A 22990-nucleotide genomic window follows, 5' to 3' on the forward strand; every position below is an offset into this window, starting at 1 on the left:
GCGCCGGCACAGGCACCGACCACGACCCTTTCTCAGATATACCTTCCCCCCGCCAGCGTCAAGATCAAAACAGCAGCAAGGCCCGCAGGTTGATCCCTGCGTCTTCCTCGAAGCCACCCACGGCCCTGATGTCGTGGGTCAGTTGCGCGCTCAGCTGCACGCGCCTCCCGACCATCTGCTGGAACTCCAGGCGCACCTGCTGCACCTGGGTTTTCTGCCCGCTGTAGTTGCCATCCAGATACTGCTTGCCGCCGGTGCTGGCGCTGTAGCCCAGGGCGACGCGCTGTGCCGGGTTGAAGTCGTAGCGCAGGTTGCCTTGCACCTGATAGGTCGGGTCCTGCTTCAAGGTCTGATTGCCGCTGCCAGCATCGTCGTTATGGCCATAGACGATGGCATCGCCGTACAGCTCCATCGACACCTTGCCCCACAACGGCTCCACCCAACCCACCTGCAAGTCGCCCTTGAAGCGGTTCTCGCCCAGGTTCAGCGAGTCGTGGCGATCATAGCTGCCCCACGGCAGGTACAGCAGCGGGGTAATCCCGAAATAGCGGCCGCTGGCGCCTGCTGCCGGTTGATTGACCAGCCAGAAGGTCGCGCCGACGATGGGGTCGCCCATGCCGCTGGCGCTGCCCAGCGACTGCCCGCCGATACGCGCGTCATAGACATGCCCGAAGGGCAGGAGAATCTGCGGGTCGACAGTGATGCCGCCGATGTCCATGAAGTGAATCAGACGCAGGATGCTGATGTTGGACTTGAGGCTCGTCTGCCCTGTGCTGTCCGGGCCACCATCGGCATTGAAGCGGTCGGAGCGGCTGTACTGCTGGTACCACGCGGCGACGTTGGTGCCGGCCGGCAAGGCGGTGTAGTCACCGGCGTTGACGTCGACGGCCATGGCTTTGCTCGAACCGAGGGCGAGCGCCAGCGCGCCCAGACGTGAGCGGGAAGAAACCTGCATGGGAAGTACCTTTCTTGTTGTTATGGGTGAACAGCCCGGTACGCTGAGCGCCCCGGGCGTTCAGTCATTGGCCGATACGGATGATGGGTTTGAGGGTGATACCTTGTTCGCTATCGGCGGCAGCCTGGTTGATCTCGTTGAAGCTGTAGAACTTCACCAGCTTGTCGAACGGGAAGCGCCCTTGCAGGTAGAGGTTGACCAGTTCCGGGATGAACTTCTGCGGCACGCTGTCGCCTTCGACGATGCCGCGGATGGTCTTGCCACCCAGCAGCAGATCGTTGACGTCGAACTCCGCAGTCGTGCCCAGCGCCGGTGCACCGACCACGCCCAGCGCGCCGCGGCTGCCGAGGGCGTCCACGGCCTGGCGCAGCACCGCCGGGCGGCCAGTGGACTCCAAGGCGAAGTTGACGCCGCCGCCGGTGATTTCACGGATGAGCGCGACCGGGTCGGTGTCCCTGCTGTTGATCACATGGGTGGCCCCCAGCTCGGTGGCCAGGGTCAAGCGTGACGGCACCACGTCGATGGCGATGATGGTGGTGGCGCCGGCGACCCGGGCCGCCAGCACTGCGCTCAGGCCCACCGCACCGCCGCCGAAGGCCGCGAAACTGCTGCCAGGGGTGACCTTTAGCGAGTTGATCACCGCGCCTGCGCCGGTCTGGATACCGCAGCCCAATGGCCCGAGCAGCTCCAGCGGTGCCTCGCGGCTGACCTTGACCGCGTTGTTCTCACGGCTCAGGGCAAGGGTGGCGAAGGAGGATTGGGCGAAGAAGTGATCGTTGAGGCGGGCACCGGCTTCATCCTGCAACGCGCTTTCGCCCAAGGGATCGGCACCACTGAAGTTGCGCCCGAAAAACTCCTGGCAGTACGCCGTATGGCCGCCGCCACAGGACAGGCAATGGCCACAATAGCCATAGCTGAGGACCACGTGATCACCCACTTGCAGGCCCTGCACCAGCGGCCCGACAGCCTCGACGATACCCGAGCCTTCGTGCCCCAGTACCGCTGGCAATGGCACGGGGTAGTACTGGTCGCGCACGATCATGTCGGTGTGGCACATGCCGGTGGCGACGATGCGCACCAGCACTTCATCGCCACGTGGATTGCGAATCTGCGCGGCTTCGAGGGTGAAGGGCGCGCCTTTGCCACGTGTGACGGCTGCAGTAACGGGACGGTAGACAGTTGCGTTCATTGTTGTTGTTCTCCTGGTGTCAAAGCGGGTAGGCCGGGGCATCACCTTTGACGGTCAGCCATTGCCATTGCGTGAATTCTTCCCAGTTGGCCGGGCCGCCGATGCTGGTGCCGTTGCCCGAAGCGCCGACGCCGCCAAAGGGGTTGATGACCTCGTCGTTGACCGTCTGATCGTTGATATGCAGGAGGCCGACGCGTAGTTGCTCGCCGAGCTTGAGCGCGCGGCCGACGTCCTGCGACAGTACAGCGGCGCTGAGGCCGTACTCGGTGTCGTTGGCCAGGGCGATGGCGTCGGCATCGGTATCGAACGCAATCACCACGGCCACCGGGCCGAAGATTTCTTCATGGAAGGCCGGGTTGTCGCGGGTCACATCGCTGAGCACCGTGGCCTCGAAAAACAGCTCTGTGTAATTGCCCCCGGCAGCGAGGGTGGCACCGGCCTCGACCGCTGCCTTGACCACTTTGGCCGCATGATCGCGCTGCTGAGCGTTGATCAACGGCCCCAGATGGACCTGGCCGCTGGCCGGATCGCCGACCGAGAGGCTTTCGGCCTTGGCCACCAGCTTGGCCAGGAAGCGCTCGTAGATACCCCGCTGTACCAGCAGGCGCCCGGTGGACATGCAGATTTGCCCTTGGTGCAGGTAGACGCCCCAGGTGGCGTTGGCCAGGGCGAGTTCGAGATCGGCGTCGTCGAGCACGATCAGCGAGTTCTTGCCGCCCAGCTCCAAGGATACTTTTTTCAGGTGCCTGCCGGCCGCTTCACCGACCTTGCGCCCTGCGCCTGTGGAGCCCGTGAACTGAATCATCGCCACGTGCGGATCGCTGGTCAGCGCCGCACCCGCGTCAGCGCCACCAGGCAGCACGTGCAGCACGCCCGCCGGCAATCCAGCCAGTTCGAACAGCCGCGCGATCACCAGCCCACCACACACGGCAGTGCGCGGGTCGGGCTTGAGGACTACGGCATTGCCGGTGGCCAGGGCTGGGGCCACGGCCCGCATGGCCAGATACAAGGGAAAGTTGAACGGTGAAATCACCCCGATCACGCCCAGCGGCCGACGTCGCGCCAGGCTCAAGCGGCCGGCGCTGGAGGGCAGGACTTCGCCCTGGCTGCGCGACGGCAGCGCGGCGCTTTCATACAGGGCCTTGATGGTGATGCTGGTTTCAAAGGCGGCCTTGGGCTGGGTCGAACCGCTCTCGCGCACCAGCCAGTCGACGATGCTGTCGAAGTTGCTTTCGGCCAGTTGTGCGGCCTTGCGCAACACTGCGGCGCGGTCGTCATAGGGCAGGGCATACCAGTCACGCTGGGCACTGGCGGCGACCTTGGCCGATTGCCCGATCTGGCCGCCATCGGCATTGGCGATCTCGCCCAGCGCCTTGCCAGTGGCAGGCTCGATCACCGCCGTCGGGGCGGCGCTGCCGGGTTGCCAGGTACCGGTGAACAGGCGTTGGGTCCAGAGTGATGCGGGGAGAAATTCTGCAGTGGCGGCAGGGGTGCTCATCAAAAATGTCCCTCGTGTCTTCAGGTTGTCGTTATGAGGCGCGAGCGCTCACCAGCGCCTGATGGATGGGCTGGTGTTGCAATAGTCTTAGCAGGGGGCGTGCCATTTTGTCGCAGGCCTTGGGGGCGGGGCCCGGCTGGCAATGGCGGTGTGGCAGGAGGGGGTGAAGTGTCCAGCGGCTGGACAGTTCAGAGGGCGGGCATTGTCCACTTTCTGGACGATCCAAGCGCGGCGTCTTTGCGGGTTTCTTCGTGGGCAGAGCCCACCCCCACAGGTTGGAATGCGCTCCCCCTGTGGGCGTGGGCTCTGCCCACGAAGGCGTGCAATCAGACTTGTGGGATTCGCACCCAGCCTTCCATCAACACTCGGGCGCTGCGGCTCATGATGGCCTTGGTCACCACCCATTGACCGTCTTCCTCGCGCGCTTGCGCGCCGACGCGCAGGGTCCCGGACGGATGGCCAAAGCGCACCGCAGTGCGTTCGACGCCGCCGGCCGCGAGGTTGACCAACGTGCCCGGGATCGCTGCCGCCGTGCCGATGGCCACGGCTGCGGTGCCCATCATCGCGTGATGCAGCTTGCCCATGGACAGCGCCCGCACCAGCAGGTCGATGTCGCCCGCGGCTACCGCCTTGCCGCTGGACGCCACGTAATCCGCCGGGGGCGCGACGAACGCCACCTTGGGCGTGTGCTGACGCTTGACGGCCTCATCGAGGTGCTTGATCAGGCCCATGCGCAGGGCGCCATGGGCGCGCACGGTCTCGAACATGGCCAGCGCCTCTGGGTCGCCATTGATCGCGTCCTGCAGTTCGGTGCCCTTGTAGCCCAGCGCCTCGGCGTCGATGAAAATGGTCGGGATGCCGGCGTCGATCAAGGTCGCCCGGAAGGTGCCGACGCCGGGGACTTCCAGGTCGTCGACCAGATTGCCGGTGGGGAACATGGCGCCGCCGCCATCGCCTTCATCGGCTGCGGGGTCGAGGAATTCCAGCTGCACTTCGGCGGCCGGGAAGGTCACGCCGTCGAGCTCGAAATCGCCGGTTTCCTGGACCTGCCCGGCGGTGATCGGCACGTGGGCGATGATCGCCTTGGCGATGTTGACCTGCCAGATGCGCACGGTGGCGATGCCGTCTTCCGGGATACGTTGCGCATCGATCAGGCCGTTGGCGATGGCGAACGGGCCCACCGCCGCAGACAGATTGCCGCAGTTGCCGCTCCAGTCGACGAAGGCCGAATCGATGGACACCTGGCCGAACTGGTAATCGACATCGAAGCCGGGGCGTTGGCTGCGGGAGATGATCACCGTCTTGCTGGTACTGGAAGTGGCGCCGCCCATGCCGTCGATCTGCTTGGCATAGGGGTCAGGGCTGCCGATGACGCGCAGCAGCAGGGCATCACGGGCCGGGCCGGGGACCTGGGCGGCGGCGGGCAGATCTTCGAGTTTGAAAAACACTCCCTTGCTGGTGCCGCCACGCAGGTAGGTGGCAGGGATACGGAGTTGCGCGGGGTGGGGCATGGTGGTGTCTCCGAATAAGGCTTGGGATAGCGGTGATGCTACCGGCGTCTTCGCGGGCAAGCCCTGCTCCCACAGGTGTACGACTGTGCAGGAGCTGGGCTTGCCCACGAAGGGGCCCTTGCGGGCTCTACAAAATCACGCCACCGCCGATGACTCCAGGAAGTCCTGGGCAAAGCGCTGCAGCACGCCGCCGGCCTCGTAGATCGAGACTTCCTCGGCGGTATCCAGGCGGCAGGTGACCGGCACATCCAGGCGCTCGCCGTTGCGTCGCGTCAGCACCAGCGTCAAGGTCGCCCCCGGGGTACGTCGGCCGATCACGTCGAAGGTCTCGGTGCCGTTGATGGCCAGCGTGTGACGATCGGTGCCCGGCTGGAACTCCAGCGGCAACACGCCCATGCCTACCAGATTGGTACGGTGAATGCGCTCGAAGCCTTCTGCCGCGATCGCCTCCACGCCTGCCAGCCGCACTCCCTTGGCTGCCCAGTCGCGGGACGAGCCCTGGCCATAGTCGGCGCCGGCAATGATGATCAGCGGCTGCTTGCGCGCCATGTAGGTTTCGATCGCTTCCCACATGCGCATCACCTCGCCCTGCGGTTCGACCCGGGCCAGGGAACCCTGTTTGACCTTGCCGTTCTCGACCACCATCTCGTTGAACAGCTTGGGGTTGGCGAAGGTCGCGCGCTGGGCGGTCAGGTGGTCGCCGCGGTGGGTGGCGTAGGAGTTGAAGTCTTCCTCGGGCAGGCCCATTTTCGCCAGGTACTCACCGGCAGCGCTGTCGAGCATGATGGCGTTGGATGGCGACAGGTGATCGGTGGTGATGTTGTCCGGCAGCACCGCCAGCGGGCGCATGCCGGTCAGGCTGCGTTCGCCGGCCAGGGCGCCTTCCCAGTACGGCGGGCGGCGGATGTAGGTACTCGTCGGCCGCCATGCATACAACGGCGCGACCTTGGGGCCGGTGTCTTCATGGATGGCGAACATGGGGATATAGACCTGGCGGAACTGCTCGGGCTTGACCGAGGACTTGACCACCGCATCGATCTCTTCGTCGCTGGGCCAGATGTCCTTGAGGCGAATTTCGTTGCCCTGGGGGTCGATGCCCAGTACGTCTTTCTCGATGTCGAACCGGATGGTACCGGCAATGGCGTAGGCCACCACCAGCGGCGGCGAGGCGAGGAACGCCTGCTTGGCATAGGGGTGGATGCGCCCGTCGAAATTGCGGTTGCCCGAGAGCACCGCCGTGGCATACAGATCGCGCTCGATGATCTCTTGCTGGATGACCGGGTCCAGCGCCCCGGACATGCCATTGCAGGTGGTGCAGGCAAAGGCCACGACGCCGAAGCCCAATTGCTCCAGTTCGCTGGTCAGCCCGGCTTCGTCGAGGTACAGCGCCACGGTTTTCGAACCCGGCGCCAGCGACGACTTGACCCACGGCTTGCGCGTCAGGCCCAGGCGATTGGCGTTGCGTGCGATCAGCCCGGCGGCGATGACGTTGCGCGGGTTGCTGGTGTTGGTGCAGCTGGTGATGGCAGCGATGATCACTGCGCCATCGGGCATCTGCCCGGGCACCTCGTCCCAGTGCCCGGCGATGCCCTTGGCGGCCAGTTCGCTGGTGGCCATCCGCGCGTGGGGGTTGCTCGGGCCGGCCATGTTGCGCACCACGCTGGACAGGTCGAAGCGCAGTACGCGCTCGTATTCGGCGCTGGCGAGGCTGTCGGCCCACAGCCCGGTGAGGCGCGCGTACTGCTCGACCAACTGCACTTGCTGGTCTTCGCGGCCGGTGAGCTTGAGGTAGTCGATGGTCTGCTGGTCGATGTAGAACATCGCCGCAGTGGCGCCGTACTCCGGGGCCATGTTGGAGATTGTCGCGCGATCGCCCAGGGTCAGCGCCGAGGCGCCGGCGCCATAGAACTCCAGCCAGGCGCCGACGACCTTTTGCTGACGCAGGTATTGAGTCAGGGCCAGGACCATGTCGGTGGCGGTGATCCCAGGTTGCAACTTGCCGCTTAGCTCGACGCCGATGATATCCGGCAGGCGCATCCAGGAGGCGCGGCCGAGCATCACGCTTTCGGCTTCCAGACCGCCGACCCCGATGGCGATCACCCCCAGCGCATCGACGTGGGGCGTGTGGCTGTCGGTGCCCACGCAGGTATCGGGAAACACCACGCCCTCGCGGGCCTGGATCACCGGCGACATTTTCTCCAGGTTGATCTGGTGCATGATGCCGTTGCCGGGCGGGATCACGTCGACGTTCTTGAAGGCCTTCTTGGTCCAGTTGATGAAGTGGAAGCGGTCCTCGTTGCGGCGGTCCTCGATGGCGCGGTTTTTTTCGAAGGCGTCAGGGTCGAAGCCGCCGCTCTCCACGGCCAGCGAGTGATCGACGATCAGTTGCGTGGGCACCACCGGGTTGACCTGGGCCGGATCACCGCCTTGATCGGCGATGGCGTCGCGCAGGCCGGCGAGGTCGACCAGGGCGGTCTGGCCGAGGATGTCGTGGCACACCACCCGCGCAGGGAACCACGGGAAATCGAGATCGCGTTTGCGCTCGATCAACTGGGTCAGCGAAGCCTGGAGGGTGCTCGGGTCACAGCGGCGCACCAGGTTTTCGGCGAGCACCCGTGAAGTGTAGGGGAGGGTGGCGTAGGCGCCCGGCTGGAGCGCATCGACTGCCGCCTGGGCGTCGAAGTAGTCCAGTGGGGTGCCGGGGAGGTTGGTGCGGTACTCAGTGTTCATGGTCTGGGGCTCGCTCACGGTAATGGGGCTGGGCGCTTATGGGGGGCGCTGGTCGGTGTGGCGGCTGGCCTCTTCGCGGGCAAGCCTCGCTCCCACAGGTGTACGCCATCGGAGCAGTGTGCAATGTGGGAGCAAGGCTTGCCTGCGAAAGCGTGCGCGAGGGCACCCGCGCAGCCCGCCGACTCAGCGCTCGCCGATCGGCACATAGCTGCGGTGCTCCACCCCGGTGTACTCGGCGCTCGGGCGGATGATGCGGTTGTTGGCGCGTTGCTCGAACACGTGCGCGGCCCAGCCGGTCAACCGCGAACAGACGAAAATCGGTGTGAACAGCGGTGTCGGGATACCCATGAAGTGATAGGCCGAGGCGTGATAGAAGTCGGCGTTGGGGAACAGTTTCTTCTGCTCCCACATGGTCTTGTCGATCGCTTCCGACACTGGGTAGATGACGGTGTCGCCGACCTCGCTGGCGAGCTTTTTCGACCACACCTTGATCACCTCGTTACGCGGATCGCTGTCCCGGTAGACGGCATGACCGAAGCCCATGATCTTGTCCTTGCGTTCGAGCATGGCCAAGGTGCCTTTGACGGCGTCGTCGGCCGAGGAGAACTTCTCGATCATCGCCATGGCCGCTTCGTTGGCGCCGCCATGCAAGGGGCCGCGCAGGGTGCCGATGGCGCCGGTGATGCAGGAGTGCAGGTCCGACAGGGTCGAGGCGCAGACCCGGGCGGTGAAGGTCGAGGCATTGAATTCGTGCTCTGCGTACAGAATCAGCGACACGTCCATGACCTTGCGGTGCAGCTCGCTCGGCGTCTTGCCATGCAGCAGGTGCAGGAAATGGCCGCTGATCGAGGCCTCGCCGGTGTTGCAGTCGATGCGCTTGCCGTGGTGGCTGAACTGGTACCAGTAGCACATGATTGCCGGGAACAGCGCCAGCAGGCGGTCGGTGGCGTCGCGCTGCTGCTCGAAGGAGGTTTCCGGCTCCAGGTTGCCGAGGAACGATGCGCCCGTGCGCATCACGTCCATCGGGTGGGCATCGGCGGGGATGCGCTCGAGCACTTCCTTGAGCGCCACCGGCAGCTCGCGCAGGGCGCCGAGTTTGCTCAGGTAGGCGTCGAGCTCGACCTGGGTCGGCAGCTCTCCGTACAGCAGCAGGTAGGCAACTTCTTCGAAGCGCGCGTGCTCGGCCAGCTCGCGGACGTCGTAACCCCGGTAGGTCAAGCCGGCACCTGCCTGTCCCACGGTGGACAGCGCGGTCTGCCCGGCGACCTGGCCGCGCAGGCCGGCGCCGCTCAATACTTTTGCTTCAGCCATCTCAGTTCTCCAATCTTGTTGTTATGTCCGCTTGTGCATCTGTAGCGAGGGGGCTCGCCCCTGAAAAGCGCTGCTATCTGCCTGGGGCTCATGGTTCGGGGGCTATCCCCCCTACAGGCTGCTGACGTTCAAGCTTTCTTCTGCGCGAACAACGCATCGAGCTTTTGTTCGAACACGTGGTAGTCGATCGCGTCGTACAGCTCCATGCGTGTCTGCATGGTGTCGATCACGTTCTTTTGCGTGCCGTCGCGGCGCAGCGCGGCATAGACATTTTCGGCGGCCTTGTTCATCGCCCGGAACGCCGACAGCGGGTACAGCACCAGCGACACATCGGCACTGCGCAACTCGTCCACGGTGTACAACGGCGTAGCGCCGAACTCGGTGATGTTGGCCAGGATCGGCGCCTTCACCCGCGCGGCGAACAGCTTGTACATGTCCAGCTCGGTGATGGCTTCGGGGAACACCATGTCGGCACCGGCTTCGATGCAGGCGGCGGCGCGCTCCAGAGCGGACTCCAGGCCTTCCACTGCCAGGGCGTCGGTACGCGCCATGATCACGAAGCTGTCGTCGGTGCGGGCATCCACCGCTGCCTTGATACGATCGACCATCTCCTGCTGAGAGACGATCTCCTTGTTCGGCCGATGGCCACAGCGCTTGGCGCCGACCTGATCCTCGATGTGCATGGCCGCCGCGCCGAACTTGATCATCGACTTGACCGTGCGCGCCACATTGAAGGCCGAGGAGCCGAAGCCGGTGTCGACATCCACCAGCAGCGGCAGGTCGCAGACATCGGTAATGCGCCGCACGTCGGTGAGCACGTCGTCCAGCCCGCTGATGCCCAGATCCGGCAGGCCCAGGGAACCGGCGGCGACACCGCCACCGGACAGGTAAATGGCCTTGAATCCGGCACGCTTGGCGAGCAGGGCGTGGTTGGCGTTGATGGCACCGACCACCTGCAGGGGCCGTTCGCTGGCGACGGCATCGCGAAAGCGCTGGCCGGGGCTGTTGGGCTGACTCATGACTCACCTCGTAGGCTGTTGTTATGGGGGGCGTCCTGGTAGTGACGCTCGACGTTGCGTTTGGATGCAGCGATATGCCGGCGCATCAGCAGCTCGGCCAGCTCGCCGTCGCGATCGGCAATGGCATCGAGGATGCGATGGTGTTCGGTGAAGGCCTGGCGCGGACGGTTGGGCGTGGCCGAGAAGTGGATGCGGTACATGCGCACCAGTTGGTACAGCTCGCCGCAGAGCATCTGCGTAAGGGTGCGGTTGCCGCTGCCCTGGATGATCTTGTAGTGGAAGTCGAAATCGCCCTCCTGCTGGTAGTAGCCGACGCCGGCCTGAAAGGCGGCATCGCGTTCATGGGTATCGAGCACGCGGCGCAGTTCGTCGATCTGCTCCAGGGTCATGCGCTCGGCTGCCAGCCGGCAGGCCATGCCTTCGAGGGATTCGCGGATTTCATAGAGTTCGATCAGTTCGGCGCGGTCGAGCGACACCACCCGCGCGCCGACATGGGGCACGCGAACCAGCAGGCGCTGGCCTTCAAGGCGGTGAATGGCTTCGCGCAGCGGCCCGCGGCTGATGCCGTAGGTGCGGGCGAGTTCTGGCTCGGAAATCTTGCTGCCCGGGGCGATCTCGCCGCCGACGATGGCCGCCTGGATGCGGCGGAAAATGTTTTCCGCCAAGGTGGCCGAATCGGCGCTGGGGATTTCTATCTGGTCAGACATTGTCGACACATTATGATTTGAATGCCTTGAAACTAATCATTGAGGCGCTTCAAGTCAAATTAATATGCGCTAGTGTCGACAATCCGTATCGGCTAAGCCATTAACGCTCCCACGCCGGCGTGACCGAACGTTGGCGTTCTTCGGCGGTGAGGGCCGCGCCGCTGCCCACGGCATCGGCCAGGTCAGTGAGATCGCGGCCGCGGGTTTCGACCGAGAGCCAGGTGCCGATCAAGGTCAACATCGCCAACACCAGGGTGTACACCGCCAGCACCCAATAGGCGCCGCCAGTGATCCCCACCAGGAAAATCCCCAGGATCGGCACGATGCCGCCCGACAGCATCGCCCCGACCTCCCGCGACAGGGCCACGCCCGAGTAGCGATAGCGGTTGCCGAACAGTTCGGTGAAGTGCGCGCACTGCGCCCCGAGCATGCTGTTGGCGCCAATGGCGAAGCCGCCGACGGTGGCCAGAGTGACCCAGCCTTGCTGGCCGGTGTCGATCATCCACCAGGCCGGGAAGGCCCACAGGGCAGCGAATATCGCCCCGCCGCGGTACACCGCCAGACGCCCGATGCGATCCGACAAGGCGCCGAACAGCGGCGTGGTGATGACGCTGGCCACACTCGCCAGCAACACCGCGTTGGTGCCGATGGTCCCCAGGCCGGCACCGCCATTGGCCGCATGCTGGGCGGCAAAGCTGGTGAGAAAGGCGATCGATACCGTGGTGTAAAGCGTTGACGACCCGGTTTCGGCCATGCGCATCAGGGTGGTGGCCAGCAGCGGCCGGCGAGCGTTGCGCAGCACCGAGCGCATTGGCGAGGCAATGACGTTCTCTGATTCCGCCAGTTGCTTGAACACCGGACTCTCCTTGAGCTTCAGGCGAATCCAGATGGCCATGACGATCAGTACCACGCTGGCCAGGAACGGCAGGCGCCAGCCCCAGGCGATGATCTCTTCGGGAGTGAGCAGGGCCTGCATCACCCGAAAGGTCACCGTGGCCAGCGCCAGGCCGCTGAATACACCGATAAAGGGCAGGGCCGAATACAGGCCGCGGCGCTTGGCCGGAGCCAGTTCGGCCATCAGGGTGGCGGCGCCGGTCTGTTCGGCGCCGGCACCAAAGCCCTGCAGCAGGCGCAACAGCACCAGCAATACGGCGCCGATGCTGCCAGTGGGCAGCAGGCCGATGGCGGTAGTGGCCAGGCCCATCAGGCCGATGGTCAGCAACAGCACCAGCTTGCGCCCTTTGCGATCGCCCAGCGAACCGAAGAACAGGCCGCCGAACGGTCGGGCCAGAAACCCCGCGCCATAGGTGGCGAAGCTGGCCAGCAGTGCACCCGTGGTGCCCAGGGAGGGGAAGAAGATATGCCCGAAGACCAGCGCCGAAGCGAGGCCGTAGATGGCGAAGTCGTAGTATTCCAGGGCACTGCCGACTGCGCCGGTGAAAATGGCGCGGCGCAGTTGTTTGGCATCGGGCGGGGTGACGGCTGGGGTGGCATGGGGGAGCATGGCGGGCCTCGCTGTTGTTTTTATAGACCTGCAGGGCCGAACGACAGTCGAGGACGCATGCAGGCGAGGCCTTCACGCTAGAAGCTGGGTACGATAAGTACCAATGGTAAATGTTCAGTAACTGATAACGCGGGGTTATCGCTAAACGGTCAGCCGACGATGTTCCCCTGTGGCGAGGGGGCTTGCTCCCGATACGGTGTAACAGGCACAGGATCAGCGACTGTCATACCGTATCGGGGGCAAGCCCCCTCGCTAGAGGGTTGGTAAGCCTAGCCCACCGGGGTGATCAACGTACCATCGGCAAAAAACTGCTGCAGATTGGCGAACACCAGATCCGCCATCGCCTGCCGCGTCTCATGGGTGCCGCTGCCGATATGCGGGGCCAGCACCACGTTGTCCATGGCGAACAATGCCGGCGGTACGTTGGGCTCGTCCTCGAACACGTCCAGCGCGGCGCCGGCGATTTCGCCAGCTTGCAAGGCCGCGATCAGGGCCTGTTCGTCCACCACCGAACCCCGGGCCACGTTCACCAGATAGCTGTCCTTGCCCAGCGCCTGAAGAATCTCGCGGTTGACCAGGTGTTGAGTCTGAGCGCCGCCCGGAACGATCAGTACCAGATAGTCAGAGACCTTGGCCAGTTCCGCCAGGTCGCTGTAATGGGTGTAGTCGACATCGCTGTAGGGCTGGCCGCGGCGGTAATAGGCGATCTCCATCTCGAACGCCGCGGCGCGTTTGGCGATGGTCTTGCCGATCTTGCCCAGCCCGACGATGCCGCAGGTCTTGCCGGTCAGCTGTCGGCCCAGTGGGAACTTGCCGGTAGGCCAGGCGCCCGCACGCACGAAGCGATCGGCCTCGGGGATGCGGCGGGTCAGGCCCAGCATCAGCGCCAGAGCAGTTTCGGCGACGGCGTTGTTGAGTACGTCCGGGGTGTTACTGACCGGGATGCCGCGCTCGGCCAGATAATCGATGTCGATGGGGTCGTAGCCGACCCCGAAGCTGGTCACCACCTGCAGATTGGGCAGGCGCTCGAGCACGTCGATTTCAGTACCGAAAGCGCCCGTGGTGACCACGGCCTTGATCTTGCTGCCGTGGGTATCGCCCCAGCTGGCCAGGTCGGTGATTTCGTTGCGCAGGTGCACGGTGTAGTCGCGGCGCAGATTGGCCATGAGCGAAGGGTTCAGTTCGGCCCAGGCCAGTACATCGGCTTTGCTTGCGGTCATGCTTGACTCCGTTGCGGCGGCCCCGACATCGGGGCCGGAATGAATGAGAAACCGTCGTCAGCGGCGAGCGGGGCTCAACTGCGCGGGTTCCGGCGGCGTGCTCAGTGTAGCCTCTTTGCCCTTGAACAGATGGGCGATGCACATGGTCAGGATCGGTGCGAACAGCGCGAAGTACGAACTGTCGATGCCGTAGGGATTGCCCGCCACGAACCAGCCGATGGTCGAGATCACCGAAAGGATCACCCCGGCCAGCGCACCGCGGGGCGTACCGAACTTCGGTGCATAGAAGCACATCAGCACTATTACCGCGAGGGTGGCGCGCAGGGCCTTGCCGAGGAAGGCGATGAGCAGGATCTTGTCGGCGTACAGGGCCAGCACCAACGGCAGAAAGCCGATCACCACGATGGCGATCTTGACGAAGATTACCGATTTGAGATCGTTCTTTTCCTTGTTGAAGAATGGGTCGTAGAAATCCTTCAAGGCCAGCGTGGCCGAAGCCAGGGTGTTGGCCGAGATACCGCCGAACAGCGCGCCGGCCAGGCCGATCACCACCAGGCTGGCAGAGTAGGTGGGCATGTGCGCGATCAGCGCCGGGAAGGCGTCGATGGACTTGATGCCCGGGTACAGAAAAGCGCTGCACATGCCGATGGTGGCGGCCATCAGGCCGAACGGAATCATCAACGACGACACGTAGAAGCACGCGCGCTTGGAGGTCTTTTCATCCTTGGTGCTGACCAGCGCCTGAATCACGTACTGAGTCGCAAAGATCGAGCCGATACCGCCGATCATCCACGCGAAGATCTGCCCCCAGCCCACCCCGGTGAGGTCGAACATCTTGCTCGGCAGATTGGCCTGCAGGTTGGCGATGCCGCCGCTGGCCTTGAGAGCGAACACTAGCGCCAGGACGATACCGACGTACTTGATGGTGGCGTGGATGAAGTTGGTGTACACCACCGAGCGCATGCCGCCCAGGCTCACGTAGAACACCGTGACCACGCCCACCAGCAGGATCGCCAGGGTCTTGTCGATGTTCAGCACCGCCGCCAGCACCGCGCCGCCGCTGGCATAGAGCGCCACCGAAACGATGCTCAGGGCGCAGATGGTCAGGATCGACGCTGCGTAGCGCACGCCCTGGCCGTAGTTCTGCGCCAGGATGCCGGAGATGGTGTTGAGGCCGGTCTCGCGGTACTTCTTCGCCAGGACAAGCGCCAGCAGCAGGAAACCCAGGGCCAGCGCCACCAGGTTCCAGGCCGCCGATATTCCCGCTTCGAAGCCCTTTTGCGCGGTACCGATGCTGACCGAGCTGCCGATGAATTCCGACAACAGCAGGGCGCCGATCAGGAACGGCGGAAAGCTGCGTCCGCCGCCGGTGAATCCATCGCTGCTCTTGGCATGCTTGCGCACGCCGTAGCCGATGCACGACATCACCACAAAGTAGCCTGCCGTCAGGGCCAGGATGATCATTATTCTTGTATCCATTGCGGTCTCCTCATTCGTGAGAATGGTCGAACATTGTTATTGGATGGCTGTAGCGGTGATGCGGTGCGGCGGCTCAGCGTTGCAGGCAGGGACGCTTGGCGTCGAACTGCCAACCGGGAATCAGGTATTGCATGGCCACCGCATCGTTGCGCGCGCCCAGGCCCATGCCCTTGTAGGTTTGGTTGGCGGCGGCGAGGGCGTCCCAGTCGAGCTCGATGCCCAGCCCGGGTTTTTTCGGCACCTGCACCAGGCCTCCTTCAATCTGCAGGGGGGCCTTGGTCAGACGCTGGCCGTCCTGCCAGATCCAGTGGGTGTCGATGGCGGTGATCTTGCCCGGCGCGGCCGCAGCCACATGGGTGAACATCGCCAGCGAGATATCGAAGTGGTTGTTGGAGTGCGAGCCCCAGGTCAGGCCCCATTCGTTGCACATCTGTGCCACCCGCACCGAACCGCGCATGGTCCAGAAATGCGGGTCGGCGAGGGGGATGTCCACCGATTGCAGCTGGATGGCATGGCCCATTTCGCGCCAGTCGGTGGCGATCATGTTGGTGGCGGTGCGCAGGCCGGTGGCACGGCGGAACTCGGCCATGACTTCGCGGCCGGAATAGCCGTTCTCGGCACCGCAGGGATCTTCGGCGTAGGCCAGCACCCGATGTTGATCGCGGCACAGGCTGATGGCTTCTTTCAAGGACCAGGCGCCATTCGGATCGAGGGTGATGCGCGCGTCCGGGAAGCGCTCGTGCAGGGCCGTCACCGCTTCGATCTCGGCGCCGCCGGCAAGCACGCCGCCCTTGAGCTTGAAGTCCTTGAAGCCGTAGCGCTGGTAGGCGGCCTCGGCCAGTTCGACCACCGCTTCCGGCGTCAGGGCCGGGTGGTGACGGCGGGCGAACCAGGCATTATCGGCGTCGTCTTCGCGGCGATAGGGCAGGTCGGTCCGGCTGCTGTCGCCGACGTAGAACAGATAGCCGAGCATTTCCACGGCATCGCGTTGCTGGCCTTCACCGAGCAGGGCGGCGACCGGCACATCCAGATGCTGGCCGAGCAAATCGAGGAGGGCAGCCTCCAGGGCGGTGACGGCATGGATGGCGATGCGCAGGTCGAAGGTCTGCAGGCCGCGGCCACCGACATCGCGATCGGCAAAAGCGCTACGGGCCTGTTCGAGGATGTTCTGATAACGGCCGATGGACGCGCCGACCACCAGTGGGCGGGCATCTTCGAGGGTCTTGCGGATGGCTTCGCCGCCGGGGACCTCGCCGACGCCGATATGGCCGGCGCTGTCCTTGAGGATCACCACGTTGCGGGTGAACCAGGGGCCGTGGGCGCCGCTGAGGTTCATCAACATGCTGTCGTGCCCGGCCACCGGTACCACTTGCAGCTCGGTGATGACGGGGGTGCCGGTCTGGGTGTGCTGAGTCAGTGCATTCATTGTTATTGGGTGCTCGTCGGTGGTGTCGAAAGGCGCAGCAGACGTCCGAGTGCATATCGTACGTCATCGTACAACTATGAAGGTAGATAATATACTGATAGCGCTATCATTCAAGCCCGACCGTCAGAATTGTTCTGCCCTGTCGCAACGTAGAAACCTGAAGGAACACTCTCCCTGAGCAGCGGGAGGCGATTTCTGGCATTTACTGAGCGGCGGCTAGCGGGTGAAGTCGCCCGGATATCTTGCGCGAATGCTGATCATCGGTCGGCTTTCGGGCAGGGCGGATATCTGGTCAGGCGTAAGGCATGGCCTTACGAAATGGTTGCTCAATGTAATGTGATACCTTACACTCGCTCATGATCAAGACTTTCCGACACAAAGGACTGAAGACCCTGTACACCAGCGGCAGTACGCGCGGTGTGAGGGTCGATCACGTGGCTCGGCTGCGCCGTCTGTTGGCGGCGCTCGACCAAGCCACAGTGCCCCAGGACATGGACCGTCCCGGAAATCGCCTGCACCTGCTCAAAGGTGATCTGACGGATTTCTGGTCGGTTTCGGTGTCGGGCAACTGGCGCCTCATCTACCGTTTCGATGGCGTCGACGTAGAACTGGTCGATTATCTCGACTACCACTGACAGGAGCAGGACCATGGTGATGTTCAACCCCCCCCACCCCGGCGAGGCGCTGCGCGAAGACGTGCTACCGGCGATCAAGATGACGATCACCGCGCTGGCCGAGCATCTGGGCTATTCCCGGGGGCAGCTGTCGACGGTGCTCAACTGCCGCGCGGCGATTTCCGCCGATCTGGCCTGGCGCCTGGAGATGGCCGGCCTGGGCAGTGCGCGCATGTATCTGGCGGAGCAGGCCGCCTACGACCTGTGGCAGGCGCAGCATCGCGACGTTCCCGCTATCGCGCGGCTCGATGTGGCGCTGGCCGAGGTGGCATCGCCGGTCAATGGCTGAACTCGCGCAAACGACAAACCGTGGTCGCGATAACGGCGCCACGGTTTTTCAAGCTCAGCTACTGCCGCGATCCTGCAACACGAATCCAGTGTCCACCGCCAGCCCGCGGTTGCACTGCCCATCGGCGAATCTCCCCAGCAGCGCTTCGGCCACCTGCAGGCCCATTTGCGCGGCATTGATGCTCACCGTGGACAATGACGGATGGGCGAAACTGGCTTCGTTCAAGTCGCCGAAGCCCACCACCGCCAGTTGCTCGGGCACGCGCAGGCCCAGGCTGGCGGCCTCGGCCAGCACGCCCAGGGCAATGGTGTCCGAGCTGCACAGCACCAGCTGCGGTGGTGATGGCAAGGCAAGCAGTTGGCGCAGGCCTTCGCGCCCCAGTTGCCAGGTGGCCGGCAGCGGCATCACTTGCACCGGCACCTCGCTGATGCCGCTTTGCGCCAACTGGCGAACCAGCGCCTGGCAGCGTCGATGGCCACGGGGGTCATCGGCGGTGATCACGGCGAAGCGTCGATAGCCCTTGTTCAGGTAGTGCGTGGCCAAGGCCGCACCCACGGCCTCATGAGAAAATCCCACTTGCATGTCCAGCGGCTGATCGCTCAGGTCCCAGGCTTCGACCACCGGGATGCTGGCGCTGGCCAGACGCGCGCGGCTGGCTGGGGTGTGCAGCGAGCCGGTCAGGACGATACCGTCGGGGCGCCGACCGAGGATGGCTTCGAGCAGTGCCTGCTCCTTCTCCGGGGAATAGCCGGTGGGGCCCAGCAGCGTTTGATAGCCGGCCTCGGTGAGGCGATCCATGATGGCTTGCACGGTATTGGCGAACAGCGAGTGGCTGATGGTCGGCAGCAGGATGGCCACCAGGCGGCTTTTGCTCGACGCCAGACTGCCGGCCAAGAGGTTGGGCACGTAGCCGAGGGTCTGTACCGATTCGAGGACTTTGTCGCGGGTGCTCTGGCTGACCAGTTCCGGACGACTCAGGGCGCGCGAGGCGGTCATGGTCGAAACCCCGGCATGGCGGGCGACATCGGCGAGGGTCAGGGGGATATCGCGAGCGACGGCGTCGAGAGAGGCCAGTTCGCGTCTGGATTTTTTTACCACTGGGGATCCTGCTGCGGGCACGTATTGAATGGCATCGTAGCCGCATCGGCAGGGAGGGTGCTATGGCAATCCGAAAGTAGCGAGGGGGCTTGCCCCGAAAATGTCTCTCCCGCGCAAGAGTTGCGTCAGGAGGGCTTTTCGGGGGCAAGCCCCCTCGCTACGGCGACATCACGAAGCGCGGCGCTTCTTCTTGCTCACCGCCATCTCGAACAGCAAGGTCGAGCGCCCGGTCACTTGATAACTGCTGCCGAACTCGAACTTGTCACCCGCATCCAGATCCGGCTGATTGGTGTCCAGTTGCAACAGCCAATGCTGACCCTGTGGCACTTGCGGCAAGACGAAATCCACCACGTCATAGTGCGCGTTGACGATGATCAGCAGCGACGCATCGGCGCCGGCCTTGCGAATCCCGGTCGGCTGCGCGCGGCCATCGAGGAGTATGCCCATGCAGCGGTTGTTGCCATCGCTCCACTGGTCGCTGCCCATCTCTTCGCCGCTGGGCTGTAGCCAGGTGACGTCCTTGATGTCCAGCTGCTCGTTGTACATGCCGGTGAAGAACCGGTTGCGGCGCAGCAGCGGATAACGTTTGCGCAGGTCGATCAAGTAGCGGGTGAAGTCCTGCAGCTCGGCGCTCTTCTCGCTGATTTCCCAGTTGATCCAGCCGATTTCGCTGTCCTGGCAATAGGCATTGTTGCTGCCGCCCTGGGTGCGCGCGAACTCATCGCCGGCCAGCAGCATCGGAGTGCCCTGAGCGAGGAACAAGGTCGCCAGCAGGTTGCGCATCTGCCGGTAGCGCAGCTCGATGATTTCCGGGTCGTCGGTCTCGCCTTCGACACCGCAGTTCCATGAGCGGTTGTCGGAATGGCCGTCGCGGTTGTCTTCGCCATTGGCTTCGTTGTGCTTCTCGTTGTACGACACCAGGTCGTTGAGCGTGAAGCCGTCGTGGGCGGTGATGAAGTTCACCGACGAAGACGGTTTGCGCCCACGCTGGTTGAACTGATCACCCGAGGCCAGCAAGATCTTGGCGAAGTCGCCGATCTGCTCGTCGTCGCCTTTCCAGAAGGCGCGGGAGATATCGCGGAATTTATCGTTCCACTCCATCCAGCCGGGCGGAAAGTTGCCGACCTGATAACCACCGGGGCCGCAGTCCCAAGGCTCGGCGATCAGCTTGATGCCGTTGAGCACCGGATCCTGACGGCAGGCGTCGAGGAAACCACCGCCTTCGTCGAAGCCGTGGGGTTCGCGGCCGAGAATCGTCGCCAGGTCGAAGCGGAAGCCGTCGACACCCATTTCCTGGGTCCAGTAGCGCAGCGAGTCGGTGACCATCTGCAATACGCAAGGGTGACTCATGTTGAGGGTGTTGCCGGTGCCGGTATCGTTGATGTAATACCGTGCATCATCCGGCATCAGTCGATAGTAGTTGGCGTTGTCGATGCCCTTGAGCGACAGCGTCGGGCCCATTTCGTTGCCTTCGGCGGTGTGGTTGTAGACCACGTCGAGAATCACCTCCAGCCCCGCCTTGTGCATGCGCGAGACCATCACCTTGAACTCGCCGATCGACTGCCCGGCCATGTAGCGTGCATGGGGCGCGAAGAACGCCAGGGTGTTATAGCCCCAATAGTTGTGCAGGCCCTTTTCCAGCAGGTGATTGTCGTCGAGGAAGTAGTGGATGGGCATCAGCTCGACCGAGGTCACGCCCAGGGACTTGATGTAGTCCACCACATCGCTTTCATGGAAGGCAGCGAAGGTACCGCGCACTTCTTCCGGCACGCCCGGGTGCTGCTTGGTGAAGCCGCGCACGTGGGTCTCGTAGAAGATGGTCTTGTCCCAAGGCACGCTGGGCTTGGGCACGTTGCCCCAGGTGAATGCCGGATCGATCACCCGGCAACGGGGCATGAACGGGGCGCTGTCACGCTCATCGAACGACAGGTCCGCATCGGGGTGGCCGATGGTGTAGCCGAACAGCGCATCGTCCCACTGCAGTTCACCGACGATCTGCTTGGCGTAGGGGTCGATCAGCAGCTTGTGATGGTTGAAGCGATGGCCGTTCTGCGGCTCGTACGGACCGTGCACGCGATAGCCGTACAGGGTGCCGGGGCGGGCGTTGGGCAGATAGCCGTGCCAGATCTCGTTGGTGAATTCCGGCAGTTCGATACGTTCGATTTCTTCCTTGCCCTCGGCGTCGAACAAGCACAGCTCGACCTTTGTAGCATGGGCGGAAAAGATCGCGAAGTTGACTCCCGAGCCGTCCCAGGTGGCGCCCAGCGGATAGGGCTGACCTTCCTGGACACGGGATTGGGTTTTGTTCTGGAAAGCAGTCTCGGCGGCACTCGAAACCCCGCCATCAAGCGTCATCGTGTTCATGGGCATAGCTCTTCAGTCAAATTGAGTCGCGGCAAGAAAGCCGCGAACGCCAGGCGGACGCTGCGTGATAGGTAGAGCGCTGGCCGAGTCCGACAGTTCAGAAAATTTAAGTGCCGTCGCAGGCGAGGCGACATTGGCGCTTTGTGTGGGTTGAAAATAAAGAAAAAATATTCTGTCAATTCATAGAGCGAAATAATATTCCGTAAAAGGCACTCATCTTGATGAACGAGCACTCCTTGCGCAGCAAGCGCGCGAGTCGCGCTGGGTGGGATTGGCGCAGGTGTAAGGCCTCAAGTCGCGTCATGATCCGCCGATACTGTTGAGGTCGTACGATGACTTTTGCGTCGTCGACCCCCTTAACAATAATGAGCCTTCGGTCATGAACCTACGCAATTTGACCATCGCCCGCCGCGCGGGCATCGGTTTTACCCTGATTTCGCTGCTTGTGGCCCTGTTGGGCTGGTTCGCCATGAGCCAGATGTCCGACATCCGCCAAAGCGAGGTACAGGTCGAGACCGACCTGCTGCCGAGCCTTCGCGTAGTGGGGGACATCCGTGAGGCCATGTTGCGCATCCGCACCATCTCGCTGCGCATGGCGCTCGACCCGGACCCCAAGAACATCAGCACCTATCGCAGCCAGATGGATGCCCGCAGCCAGCAGTTGGCCGAGCGCCTGCAGACGTTCAGCAAGTTCGTCGACACGCCGCAAGAATCCGCCCTCGACGCCGCCTTTCGCAAGACCCTGGGCGAATACCAGCAAGGCCTGGCGCAGTCATTCGTGATCGCCGAGCGCGGCGACATGGCGGCGCTGAACAAGCTGCTGCTGGTGGACATGAAGGTGGTGGTCGATGGCTCCGGCAAGCAGCTCGCCGACCTGGGTGACTACTATCAGAAGCAGGTCGACCTGCAAGGCCAGGCCGCCAAGAGCCAATACGACCAATCGCGCAATGTCGTGCTGGCATTCATCCTGCTGGCCGGCATCGCGACCGTGATCCTTGCTCTATGGCTGACCCGCAGCATCATTCGTCCCCTTGAAGGTGCCGTCCGGGCTGCCGAGCAAGTGGCGGCCGGTGACCTCACGCAACTCATTCACGTCGACGGCCAGGACGAAATCACGCGCCTGCAGCGCGCCCTCGAACAGATGCAAGGCAACCTGCGCAGTACCCTGCGGCTGATCAACGACTCGGCCAGCCAGTTGACCTCGGCGGCCACCGAGCTGAACAACGTCACCGAAGACAGCCATCGCGGCCTGCATCAGCAGAATGCCGAAATCGAACAGGCGGCAACGGCCGTCACCGAGATGTCCTCGGCGGTGGACGAGGTGGCGCGTAATGCGGTGTCCACCTCACAGGCCTCCAGCGACTCCAATAGTGCCGCTCAGGATGGCCAGAGCCGCGTGCTGCAGACGGTTCAGTCGATCGAAAACCTGTCGACCCAGGTTCAGGGAACCTCGGTGCTGGTGCAGAACCTCGCCGACCGTTCCCAGGACATCGGCAAGGTGCTGGACGTGATCCGCGCCATCGCCGAACAGACCAACCTGCTGGCGCTCAACGCCGCCATCGAAGCCGCTCGCGCCGGCGAATCGGGGCGCGGCTTTGCCGTCGTCGCCGATGAAGTGCGCGCCTTGGCCCATCGTACTCAGCAATCGACGCTCGAAATCGACAGCATGGTCTCGGCGATGCGCAGCGGCTCCAGTGAGGCGGTGGCGTCGATGCAGATCAGCCGTGAGCGAGCCGGCTCGACCTTGGCCCTGGCGCAGGGTGCGGGCGAATCTTTGAGCCGTATCGCCACGTCGATCAACGAGATCTCCGAACGCAATCTGGTGATCGCCAGTGCCGCCGAAGAGCAGGCCCAGGTGGCGCGAGAAGTGGACCGCAACATCGTCAACATCCGCGACCTGTCGGTACAGTCGTCTTCGGGCGCCAATCAGATCAGCGCTTCCAGCCACGAGCTGGCACGCCTGGCGATGGAGTTGAATCAGGTGGTGGCGCGCTTCAAGGTCTGATTCGGGTCACC

17 protein-coding genes and 1 pseudogene are annotated in these 22990 nt (G+C 63.8%); 4 read left to right on the forward strand and 14 right to left on the reverse strand.

The features are described from left to right. Window positions 1-64 precede the first annotated feature (64 nt). The 12 genes from AC3WJP_RS10240 to gudD form a co-directional block, all read right to left on the reverse strand. Window positions 65-955, reverse strand: a complete 891-nt coding sequence (locus tag AC3WJP_RS10240) for a transporter (RefSeq protein ID WP_493720798.1) — start codon at window positions 953-955, stop codon at window positions 65-67. Window positions 956-1019: 64 nt separating this feature from the next. Next, a complete protein-coding gene (locus tag AC3WJP_RS10245) occupies window positions 1020-2144 on the reverse strand; it encodes an NAD(P)-dependent alcohol dehydrogenase (RefSeq protein WP_493720799.1) in 1125 nt (374 codons plus the stop codon). Between the two features lie 19 nt (window positions 2145-2163). Then, window positions 2164-3642, reverse strand: coding sequence for a benzaldehyde dehydrogenase (locus tag AC3WJP_RS10250; RefSeq protein WP_493720800.1), 1479 nt, complete (start codon window positions 3640-3642; stop codon window positions 2164-2166). Window positions 3643-3968: 326 nt separating this feature from the next. Then, a complete protein-coding gene (prpF, locus tag AC3WJP_RS10255) occupies window positions 3969-5153 on the reverse strand; it encodes a 2-methylaconitate cis-trans isomerase PrpF (RefSeq protein WP_493720801.1) in 1185 nt (394 codons plus the stop codon). A 135-nt stretch (window positions 5154-5288) separates the two neighbouring features. Next, window positions 5289-7883 (reverse strand): Fe/S-dependent 2-methylisocitrate dehydratase AcnD, encoded by a 2595-nt coding sequence (gene acnD, locus AC3WJP_RS10260; protein WP_493720802.1) that lies wholly within the window; start codon window positions 7881-7883, stop codon window positions 5289-5291. A 183-nt stretch (window positions 7884-8066) separates the two neighbouring features. Beyond that, window positions 8067-9194 (reverse strand): bifunctional 2-methylcitrate synthase/citrate synthase, encoded by a 1128-nt coding sequence (gene prpC / locus AC3WJP_RS10265; RefSeq protein ID WP_493720803.1) that lies wholly within the window; start codon window positions 9192-9194, stop codon window positions 8067-8069. A gap of 128 nt (window positions 9195-9322) precedes the next feature. Further along, window positions 9323-10213, reverse strand: coding sequence for a methylisocitrate lyase (gene prpB / locus AC3WJP_RS10270; RefSeq protein WP_493720804.1), 891 nt, complete (start codon window positions 10211-10213; stop codon window positions 9323-9325). Continuing rightward, on the reverse strand, window positions 10210-10920 hold the full coding sequence (locus AC3WJP_RS10275; protein ID WP_493720805.1) for a GntR family transcriptional regulator: 711 nt from the start codon (window positions 10918-10920) through the stop codon (window positions 10210-10212). Before AC3WJP_RS10275 ends, prpB begins: the two co-directional genes overlap by 4 nt. 100 nt (window positions 10921-11020) lie before the next feature. Beyond that, window positions 11021-12424, reverse strand: a complete 1404-nt coding sequence (locus AC3WJP_RS10280; RefSeq protein WP_493720806.1) for an MFS transporter — start codon at window positions 12422-12424, stop codon at window positions 11021-11023. Window positions 12425-12693: 269 nt separating this feature from the next. After that, complete coding sequence (locus AC3WJP_RS10285) at window positions 12694-13644, reverse strand: 2-hydroxyacid dehydrogenase (RefSeq protein WP_493720807.1); 951 nt, start codon at window positions 13642-13644, stop codon at window positions 12694-12696. Between the two features lie 57 nt (window positions 13645-13701). Next, window positions 13702-15123, reverse strand: a complete 1422-nt coding sequence (locus AC3WJP_RS10290) for a sodium:solute symporter family protein (protein ID WP_493720808.1) — start codon at window positions 15121-15123, stop codon at window positions 13702-13704. 73 nt (window positions 15124-15196) lie between these two features. Beyond that, the gene (gene gudD / locus AC3WJP_RS10295) at window positions 15197-16549 is read right to left on the reverse strand and encodes a glucarate dehydratase (protein ID WP_493720809.1); all 1353 of its coding nucleotides are present in this window, start codon (window positions 16547-16549) and stop codon (window positions 15197-15199) included. Window positions 16550-16905: 356 nt separating this feature from the next. Here gudD and AC3WJP_RS10300 point away from each other — a divergent pair, with 356 nt between their 5' ends. Then, window positions 16906-17184: a type II toxin-antitoxin system RelE/ParE family toxin gene (locus AC3WJP_RS10300; RefSeq protein WP_493720810.1), complete on the forward strand. Its 279-nt coding sequence runs from the start codon at window positions 16906-16908 to the stop codon at window positions 17182-17184. A 13-nt stretch (window positions 17185-17197) separates the two neighbouring features. Continuing rightward, on the forward strand, window positions 17198-17512 hold the full coding sequence (locus tag AC3WJP_RS10305; RefSeq protein WP_493720811.1) for a HigA family addiction module antitoxin: 315 nt from the start codon (window positions 17198-17200) through the stop codon (window positions 17510-17512). Window positions 17513-17566: 54 nt separating this feature from the next. Here the strand turns inward: AC3WJP_RS10305 and AC3WJP_RS10310 are convergent, their stop codons facing one another. Then, window positions 17567-18610 (reverse strand): LacI family DNA-binding transcriptional regulator, encoded by a 1044-nt coding sequence (locus AC3WJP_RS10310; protein WP_493720812.1) that lies wholly within the window; start codon window positions 18608-18610, stop codon window positions 17567-17569. A gap of 168 nt (window positions 18611-18778) precedes the next feature. After that, window positions 18779-20965, reverse strand: coding sequence for a glycogen debranching protein GlgX (glgX, locus tag AC3WJP_RS10315; protein ID WP_493720879.1), 2187 nt, complete (start codon window positions 20963-20965; stop codon window positions 18779-18781). A gap of 388 nt (window positions 20966-21353) precedes the next feature. On the opposite strand from glgX, the pseudogene AC3WJP_RS10320 reads away from it, so the two are divergent. Together AC3WJP_RS10320 and AC3WJP_RS10325 are read left to right on the forward strand one after the other, a co-directional pair. Beyond that, window positions 21354-22121, forward strand: a pseudogene (locus AC3WJP_RS10320) (MCP four helix bundle domain-containing protein); the annotation flags it as partial. After that, on the forward strand, window positions 22116-22979 hold the full coding sequence (locus AC3WJP_RS10325) for a methyl-accepting chemotaxis protein (protein WP_493720880.1): 864 nt from the start codon (window positions 22116-22118) through the stop codon (window positions 22977-22979). The pseudogene AC3WJP_RS10320 and the gene AC3WJP_RS10325, both read left to right, overlap by 6 nt. Window positions 22980-22990 lie beyond the last annotated feature (11 nt).

The organism is Pseudomonas sp. GW821-FHT01A09 (genome assembly GCF_058986725.1).

Excerpts from the sequence above, each read along its gene's own strand:
- AC3WJP_RS10240 (WP_493720798.1), bottom strand. The coding sequence starts at position 955 with ATGCAGGTTTCTTCCCGCTCACGTCTGGGCGCGCTGGCGCTCGCCCTC.
- AC3WJP_RS10245 (WP_493720799.1), bottom strand. The coding sequence starts at position 2,144 with ATGAACGCAACTGTCTACCGTCCCGTTACTGCAGCCGTCACACGTGGC.
- AC3WJP_RS10250 (WP_493720800.1), bottom strand. The coding sequence starts at position 3,642 with ATGAGCACCCCTGCCGCCACTGCAGAATTTCTCCCCGCATCACTCTGG.
- prpF (WP_493720801.1), bottom strand. The coding sequence starts at position 5,153 with ATGCCCCACCCCGCGCAACTCCGTATCCCTGCCACCTACCTGCGTGGC.
- acnD (WP_493720802.1), bottom strand. The coding sequence starts at position 7,883 with ATGAACACTGAGTACCGCACCAACCTCCCCGGCACCCCACTGGACTAC.
- prpC (WP_493720803.1), bottom strand. The coding sequence starts at position 9,194 with ATGGCTGAAGCAAAAGTATTGAGCGGCGCCGGCCTGCGCGGCCAGGTC.
- prpB (WP_493720804.1), bottom strand. The coding sequence starts at position 10,213 with ATGAGTCAGCCCAACAGCCCCGGCCAGCGCTTTCGCGATGCCGTCGCC.
- AC3WJP_RS10275 (WP_493720805.1), bottom strand. The coding sequence starts at position 10,920 with ATGTCTGACCAGATAGAAATCCCCAGCGCCGATTCGGCCACCTTGGCG.
- AC3WJP_RS10280 (WP_493720806.1), bottom strand. The coding sequence starts at position 12,424 with ATGCTCCCCCATGCCACCCCAGCCGTCACCCCGCCCGATGCCAAACAA.
- AC3WJP_RS10285 (WP_493720807.1), bottom strand. The coding sequence starts at position 13,644 with ATGACCGCAAGCAAAGCCGATGTACTGGCCTGGGCCGAACTGAACCCT.
- AC3WJP_RS10290 (WP_493720808.1), bottom strand. The coding sequence starts at position 15,123 with ATGGATACAAGAATAATGATCATCCTGGCCCTGACGGCAGGCTACTTT.
- gudD (WP_493720809.1), bottom strand. The coding sequence starts at position 16,549 with ATGAATGCACTGACTCAGCACACCCAGACCGGCACCCCCGTCATCACC.
- AC3WJP_RS10300 (WP_493720810.1), top strand. The coding sequence starts at position 16,906 with ATGATCAAGACTTTCCGACACAAAGGACTGAAGACCCTGTACACCAGC.
- AC3WJP_RS10305 (WP_493720811.1), top strand. The coding sequence starts at position 17,198 with ATGGTGATGTTCAACCCCCCCCACCCCGGCGAGGCGCTGCGCGAAGAC.
- glgX (WP_493720879.1), bottom strand. The coding sequence starts at position 20,965 with ATGACGCTTGATGGCGGGGTTTCGAGTGCCGCCGAGACTGCTTTCCAG.
- AC3WJP_RS10325 (WP_493720880.1), top strand. The coding sequence starts at position 22,116 with ATGCAAGGCAACCTGCGCAGTACCCTGCGGCTGATCAACGACTCGGCC.